This is a genomic window from Arthrobacter sp. I3 (genome assembly GCF_000520575.1).
GTDB classification, from domain to species: Bacteria; Actinomycetota; Actinomycetes; order Actinomycetales; family Micrococcaceae; genus Arthrobacter; species Arthrobacter humicola_A.
On sequence record NZ_KI914951.1, the window covers coordinates 16782 to 24221 of the forward strand.

Sequence of the window (7440 nt, forward strand, 5' to 3'; positions counted from 1 at the left end):
CCCGCCACGGCCTCGACGGCCTCCGGGTGGCCCTGCCCGGGACCGCTCCCGCGCCGCTCGCGGCCGGCAGCCGGTCCACCGGCGCTCCGCACCTCATCGCCGTGGCGGCCCTGCTGCCGAACAAGGACCAGTCGCTCCTGCTGGAGGCGCTCGCCCGGCTCGCGGATGTGCCCTGGACGGCGTCCCTCATCGGCTCGGACACCGCCGATCCGGCCTATGCCGCACAGCTCCGGACCTCCGTGGAGCGCCTGGGCCTGGCCGGGAGGATCCGCGTCCCGGGCGAGCTCCGGGGCCCGGCACTGGATGCTGAATGGGATGCGGCCGATCTCAGCCTGCTGATTTCCCGGGCCGAAACCTACGGCCTGGTGGTCACCGAATCGCTGGCCCGCGGCATTCCCGTGGTGGTGCGCGAGGGCACCGGAGCCGTCGAGGCGCTCGCCGCCGGCACCCTGCCCGGGCAACCGGCGGCCTTTCCGGCGCCGGACAGCCCGCCGGACTTTCCGGGGCCCGGGTTGCCGGGCGCCGCCGTCGGGCTCGGAACGGACCCCGCCCCGCTGGCGGACCTGCTCCGCCGCTGGCTGGACGACCCCGGCCTCAGGGACCGCTGGCGGGAGGCGGCAGCGGCCGCCCAGGGCCGGCTGCCCGGCTGGGACGCCACCGCCCGGACCGTTCTGGGCTTCCTGTCGACGGAACCGACGGAACCGACGGAACCGACAGCACCTCACGGACCCCGCGGAACCCGGTGAAACGGGACGGCCAGAAACCATCCGGCGCGGGTTGATACGGCTTCTTGATACCGCTGACAGAGAAGCTGTTGGAGAATGAGCCCATGAGCACCCACCCTGTCGCCACGCAATCGCCGTCGGTAGAAAAGCCAGTCAACCTGCCGGAGCCGCAGAGCTTGACCCCGGAGCGGCTCCGGGCATGGTCCTGGCACCGGCAGGGCCTGGACGGCTCGCTGGCCGGCTGCACGGCGGAGCAGGTCCTCGCCCGGGCAGGCTGGGCCCGGTCCGTGGGCGGCGCCAACCCCTACCTCACGCTCTTCGCCCGCGCCGGCATCCGCCGCGAACAGGTGGACGCCGACGTCCTCGCCCACCGGATCCTGGAACTCCCGGTCGCCCGCGGCTGCACCTACGTCCTGGGCCGGGAAGACTTCGCCTGGGCGCTTCAGCTGGGCCGGGACGCGGCCGAGTCCGCGTTCAAAGTGGTCGGCCGGCTCGGCGTGGACCGCGGCGAGATCACGCTGCTGGAAGAGCAGGTGCTGCACACCCTCGCCGAGGCGGAGGGGCCCATGGATCCCCGGCAGCTCAAGGACGAGCTCGGCGATTCAGTGCGGAACCTTGGCGAGGAAGGCAAGAAAAAGGGCGCCACCACCACTCTGCCCACCGCCCTGGGGATCCTGCAGTCGGACGGCCGGATCCGCCGGGTCCCGGCGAACGGGCGCCTGGACCAGCAGCGCTACGCCTACCAGCCCTGGGGCCTGCCGCCGAGCGATCTTGACGACGTGGATGCGCGCACCGAGCTGATCCGCCGCTACCTGGGCTGGACCGGTGGGGCCACCTTCAAACAGTCGCAGTGGTTCACGGGGTTCACCGTGGCGCAAAGCAAGGCGGCGCTCGCCGCCGTCGGCGCCGTCGAGGTGCCCACCGCCCTGTCCACAGCACCGGCCGGGCCACATGCTGCCGGCGGGGACCCACTGTGGATGCTGCCCGAGGACCTCGGCGGCCTCGCCGCCTTCGAGGAGCCGGCGGGGGAACAGATCCAGTTGCTGGCAGGAACGGATTCCCTGTTCCTGCTGCGCCGCAACGCGGCGGACCTGCTGGCCGAGGAGGACCTGCACAAGCCGGCGCTGGGGTCGCTCGCGCTGCAGGCGGATCTCCCGGACCACCCGATCCTGGACCGCGGCCGGATCATCGGACTTTGGCAATACGATCCGGCCCAGGAACGGATCGTGCCCTGGCTGTTCCACGGCCCCACGCCCGCGGTGACGCAGCGGATCGCCGAGGTGGAAGCCTGGATCCGCGAGGACCTCGGTGATTTCCGGGCCTTCAGCCTGGACTCTCCGGCCTCCCGGCAGAAGCGGATCGATGGGCTCGCGGCTTCCGCAAAAGCCTCCGCGGCACCGGCCGGCGCGTCATCTGCCGGCGGCACAAGCTAGCCGGAACGGATCAGGCGCGGTGCCCGGCGAAGAAGTCCCGCAGCAGCGCTGCGCACTCCTGCTCACGGACGCCTGCAACCACTTCCACCCAGTGGTTGAGCCGGCGCTCGCGGAGGATGTCGAACACGGAACCCGCGGCGCCGGCCTTTTCGTCCCAGGCACCGAACACCACCCGCGGAATCCTGGCGAGGACGATCGCTCCAGCGCACATCGCGCAGGGTTCCAGCGTCACCACCAAGGTGCAGTCCTCCAGCCGCCAGCCGTCGTCGCCCTTGCCCTCCAAAGCCCGGTGCGCCCGCAACCGAGCGGCTGCCTCCCGGATGGCGACCATCTCGGCGTGGGCCGTCGGGTCCCCGAGGGCCTCGCGTTCGTTTCGCCCGGCGCCCAGCACGGAACCGTCCGGTCCGATCACGACGGCGCCGATCGGCACGTCCGCGGTGGCCAGGGCATTCCGGGCCTCCGCCAGGGCAAGGCTCATCCATTGGGCATGGCGGGGCTCCGGGGCAGTCATGGGTCAATGATAGTTTCGACCCTAAGCATGCTGTGCAGCTCGGCTGTGCGGCCCATGCAGTTAAAGGCCCATGTAGTTAATGTTGTCAAGTAGTCGGGAGACGGCCGTGACCACCGGAACAGAGAACTGGCTGGCGCACCGCTGGGGCAAATGGGTGGTGCCCTACGCGGCCCTCTGGATCACCATGCTGGTCGGCGGCGTGGTGGTGGTGATCCTGGCCCTGGTGAGCGCCGAAGTCTACGACAACGTGGTGGACGACGCCGGCCTCGCGAACCTGGACAAGCCGACGCTGGCGTTCATGGAGCAGTTGCGCAGCCCCGGCCTCGACGCCTTTGTCACCGGGTTCACCAACATCGGCGGCGGCATCGGGATGCCCATCCTGGCAAGCATCCTCACGGCAGTGCTCATCTACACCTCCCGGACCTGGCGGCCGCTGATCCTGATCGGCGGCGCCGCCGCCGTCTCGGTCACGGCCACGTCCGTGGGCAAGAAACTGATCGGCCGTACCCGCCCCGACCATGCAGACGCCGTGCCGCCCTACGAGAACTCGCCGTCCTTCCCGAGCGGCCACACGCTGAACACCACGGTGGTGATCGCACTCGTGGTGTACCTGGCCTGCCTGCAGATCAAGCGGACCAGCGCCAGGATCGGCCTGATCACCGCGGGTGTGATCTTCATCGTCGCGATGGGCCTCAGCCGGGTCTACCTGGGCCATCACTGGATGACCGATGTGATCATCGGGTGGGTCATCGGGCTGGCCTGGGTGGGGATCGTGATCCTGGCCCACCGGCTCTTCCACGTGCTCCGGCACCGGGAACACGCCGGCGCCGCGCCGACCTTCGAGCACCCCGCCCACCTTCATGACGGCGCCGCCGACGGGAGTGCCGACGGCGATGCCGTCGGCACTAAAACGGCCGATGCGAACGACGCCGATACTCCGGGCACCGCGGGACGGTCCTCAGCATCCGGGTGATAGTTTTGACCCATGCGCACTCTCGTTGTGGACCACCCGCTGGTCGCCCATAAGCTCACCGTTCTGCGGGACAAGAACACCCCGTCCCCGGTCTTCCGCCAGCTCACCGAGGAGCTTGTCACGCTCCTGGCGTACGAGGCCACGCGAGATGTCCGCACCGAACCGGTGACCATCGAGACGCCCGTCAGCACCACCGTCGGCACCGCCTTCACCAAGCCGACCCCGCTGGTGGTCCCGATCCTCCGGGCGGGGCTGGGCATGCTCGAGGGCATGACCAAGCTGGTCCCCACGGCCGAGGTCGGCTTCCTGGGCATGGCCCGCGACGAAGAGACCCTGGACATCATCACCTACGCCGAGCGCCTCCCCGAGGACCTCACGGACCGGCAGATCTTCGTCCTCGACCCCATGCTGGCCACCGGCGGGACCCTGCGCGAGGCCATCAAGTTCCTCTTCAAGCGCGGCGCCTCCGACGTCACCTGCATCTGCCTGCTTGCCGCCCCGGAGGGCCTGGCCAAGCTGGAGGAAGAGCTGTCAGAGGCCAACGTGACGATCGTGCTGGCCTCGATCGACGAGAAGCTCAACGAGAAGTCCTACATCGTGCCCGGCCTGGGCGACGCCGGAGACCGCCTGTACGGCATCGCCGGCTAGGAGCGGCGCCGCCGAGGCGCAACACGGAGGATCCCTTCCGCGCAGCCGCGGACCGCGCTAGCCTGTGCGCCATGGATTGGAAACTTGAACTCGTGTTTGTGCCGGTGTCCGATGTGGACCGGGCCAAGGATTTCTACGTCAATAAGGTGGGCTTCAACGCCGACTACGACGAACGGCCCATGGAGGGCCTCCGGTTCGTCCAGCTGACGCCACCGGGCTCCGGCTGCTCGATTGCCATCGGCGAGGGCCTCAACGACGCCCCGCCCGGTACCGCGCCCAGCCTGCAGCTTGTGGTCAGCGACATCCAGGCCGCGCACAAGCAGCTCAAGGACAACGGCGTGGACGTCAGCGACGTCGACGTCCAGGACTGGGGGCACTTTGTCCACTTCGCCGACCCCGACGGCAACAAGTGGGCGGTGCAGTACATCCCGCACCGGCCCAACGGCTGATCCCGGTAGGCTCCGCGCGGCCGGCTGACCCGGGGTCATGCGGCAGGATGGAGGCATGAGCTCTCCATCCCGTTCCGGCACCACCACCCTGACGGCCCGCGCCGTCCTGTTCGATATGGACGGCACGCTGGTGGATTCCACCAGCATCGTGGAGCAGGTGTGGACCACGTTTGCGGCCCGCTACGGCCTGGACATCGGCGAGATCCTGCGCTCCTCCCATGGCGTCCAGGCCATGGACACCGTCCGCAGGTTTGCCCCGGCCGGCTCCGACATCCAGGCCCTCGCGGCCGAGCTCGGCCGGATGGAGCTGGCCGAGACCCGGGGCATTGTTCCGGTGCCCGGCGCGCCGGAGCTGCTGGCGAGCCTGCCGCCGGATGCCGTGGCGCTGGTGACGAGCGCGTCACGGGACCTGGCCGGGGTCCGGATGGCAGCCGCGGGGATCGGCGTCCCGGCCGTCTCGGTCACATCGGAGGACGTCATGCGGGGCAAGCCCCACCCTGAGGGATACCTCCGGGCGGCCTCCCTGCTGGGTGTCGCCCCGGCCGATGCGGTGGTGTTCGAGGACGCCCCGGCAGGCATTGCCGCGGGCATCGCCGCCGGCGTCCGGACCGTGGCAGTGGGGCCCAATGCCGGCGAACTGCCGGACGGTGTGCTGCACATTCCCGACTACTCCGGGGTGGCCGTGACCACCCACGTCACCGGCGCCGGCCTGCGCACCCTGTCCTTCGCCTTCTAGCCCCCACCTTCTAGCCCCGCCGCCGCCCGGCCCGGACCCGACGGCGTCGCCCGCCTACCCGGCCAGCAGGTACACGCTGGTCCCGCCCACGGTCCGGGCGGTGAAGTTGTCCTGCACCCAGGCGGCAATCTGCGCGGCATCGTTGGCTCCGCTTTCGCCCTGCATTATGCGCCCGGCAATGAAGTAGTGGATCTTGCCGTCGGCCACGTATTGCTGGAACTGCGCCAGGGTCGGCGCGGGATCCGTGCCGTTGAACCCGCCCACGGCCATCACCGGGAGCTGCGTCGCCAGCTGGTAGCCGGCGGCGTTGTTGGATCCGACGACGGCGGCGGCCCACGTGTAGGTCCCGGCATCTGTCTGCAGCGCGGCCACGAGCGCCGCCGACGGCGTGCTGGCCCCGAGCAGGCCGCCCATTCCGCCCGCCCCTGGTCCGCGGCCTGTCCCAGCGCCTGTGCCAGTGCCGTTCGCCGTCGTGGCACCGCCGAAGCCGCCTCCTGCCGCGCCGCCGAGGGCCGGCGGTATCCCGGCCCCGCCCCGTCCGGACACGGCCGGGCCTGCGCTGACAATCGAGCCGCTGTGGGCCGTGGCCGCGGTGGACAGCGAGTAGGCCAGCGGACCGGCGAGGGCCGCGGCGACGGCGAGCGCCGCCGTCGTCCGCGCCACCGTCCTGGACGCCATCATCCCCATTCCTTTCATCCCTGCGGCCCCCCTGGCGCCCGGGGCCGCGGCGGCCAGGACCAGGCCGGCGGCGGCGAGCGCGCCCAGGAGCGTCACCCAGCGCAGCCACGGCATGTACGTCGCGGTGCGGACCAGGAGTTCGGCGGCCATGGCCCCGGCCGCCACGATCGCCACCGCGAGGTCGGCGGCGGCCACGGGCTGGTTCCGCCGCTGCCAGAGCAGGACGCCGCCGAGCCCGGCGAGCCCGGCGATCCCGGGCGCCAGCGCCACCATGTAGTACGGGTGGATGATCCCGGCCATGAAGCTGAACGTCAGCCCGGTAACGGCAACCCAGGAGCCCCAGATGATCACCGAGGCCCGTACCGGGTCGGTGCGCGGCGCGCGGCGGCCCAGCCAGAGCAGCCCCGCTCCGAGCAGCAGCACCGAGGGCAGCAGCCAGGCGATCTGGCCGCCGAACTCGCTGTTGAAGAGCCGGAACAGCCCGGGGGTACCCCAGCCGTTGCTGCCGCCCACACTCCCGGTTTCATCGCCGTTCAGCCGGCCCAGGCCGTTGTAGCCCAGGGTCAGTTCCAGGATGGAGTTGTTCTGCGAGCCGCCGATGTACGGGCGGTCCGCCGCGGGAATGAGTTCGACGGCGGCCAGCCACCAGCCGGCGGCGACGGCCATCGCCGCGCCCGCACCGAGCAGGTGAAGAATGCGCCTGCCCGCCGCTGCCGGCGCCGCGAGCAGGTAGGCCACGGCGAAACCGGGGACAACCAGCAGGACCTGCAGCTGCTTGGTGAGGAACCCGAAGCCCAGCAGCACCCCGGCGAACAGCAGCCAGCGCACGCGCGCGTCCTGGATGGAGCGCAAGACGGCGTAGGCGGCCGCGGTCATCAATAACACCAGCAGGGCGTCGGGGTTGTTGAACCGGAACATCAGGACGGCCACCGGTGTCAGGGCCATGACCGCACCAGCGAGAAGCCCCGCGCGGTGGGCCAGGCCGGCGTCGGCCGTGGCGGGGGCCGCGGCCCGGCGGACGGCCAGATAGACCAGCCAGACCGTGCCGACCCCCATGAGCGCCTGCGGCACCAGGACGCTCCAGGAGCTCAGCCCGAAGATCCGCACCGACAGGCCCATCACCCACAGCGACGCCGGCGGCTTGTCCACGGTGATGGCGTTGCCGGCGTCGGAGGAGCCAAAGAACCAGGCCGCCCAATCCTGCGACCCGGCCTGGGCCGCCGCGGAGTAGAACGCGTTTGCCCAGCCGGAGGCGCCGAGGTTCCACAGATACAGCACGACCGTGGC

Annotated in this window: 8 protein-coding genes; 6 read left to right on the top strand and 2 right to left on the bottom strand. The window is 71.0% G+C overall.

Features of this window, described 5'->3' with window-relative positions:
- A partial coding sequence (locus Y706_RS26390; RefSeq protein ID WP_043436461.1) for a glycosyltransferase occupies positions 1-746 on the top strand: 746 nt, incomplete at its 5' end.
- 83 nt (positions 747-829) lie between these two features.
- Entirely contained in the window at positions 830-2158 is a 1329-nt protein-coding gene (locus Y706_RS26395) for a DNA glycosylase AlkZ-like family protein (RefSeq protein WP_052355104.1), read from the top strand.
- A gap of 10 nt (positions 2159-2168) precedes the next feature.
- On the opposite strand, the gene Y706_RS0118485 is transcribed toward Y706_RS26395, so the two are convergent.
- Positions 2169-2669 carry a nucleoside deaminase gene (locus Y706_RS0118485; RefSeq protein ID WP_028277768.1) on the bottom strand — a complete coding sequence of 167 codons (501 nt, stop codon included), beginning with the start codon at positions 2667-2669 and terminating at the stop codon, positions 2169-2171.
- A gap of 106 nt (positions 2670-2775) precedes the next feature.
- On the opposite strand from Y706_RS0118485, the gene Y706_RS0118490 reads away from it, so the two are divergent.
- The 4 genes from Y706_RS0118490 (at position 2776) to Y706_RS0118505 (ending at position 5475) form a co-directional block, all read left to right on the top strand.
- Positions 2776-3642, top strand: a complete 867-nt coding sequence (locus Y706_RS0118490) for a phosphatase PAP2 family protein (protein WP_028277769.1) — start codon at positions 2776-2778, stop codon at positions 3640-3642.
- A gap of 12 nt (positions 3643-3654) precedes the next feature.
- Positions 3655-4290 (top strand): uracil phosphoribosyltransferase, encoded by a 636-nt coding sequence (upp, locus tag Y706_RS0118495; protein ID WP_018774274.1) that lies wholly within the window; start codon positions 3655-3657, stop codon positions 4288-4290.
- Positions 4291-4361: 71 nt separating this feature from the next.
- Positions 4362-4739, top strand: a complete 378-nt coding sequence (locus Y706_RS0118500) for a glyoxalase superfamily protein (protein ID WP_026266579.1) — start codon at positions 4362-4364, stop codon at positions 4737-4739.
- Between the two features lie 55 nt (positions 4740-4794).
- A complete protein-coding gene (locus tag Y706_RS0118505) occupies positions 4795-5475 on the top strand; it encodes an HAD-IA family hydrolase (RefSeq protein ID WP_028277770.1) in 681 nt (226 codons plus the stop codon).
- Positions 5476-5529: 54 nt separating this feature from the next.
- Here Y706_RS0118505 and Y706_RS26400 read toward each other — a convergent pair.
- Positions 5530-7440, bottom strand: a 1911-nt coding sequence (locus tag Y706_RS26400; RefSeq protein WP_043436468.1) for an ArnT family glycosyltransferase, incomplete at its 5' end; no start/stop codon positions are given.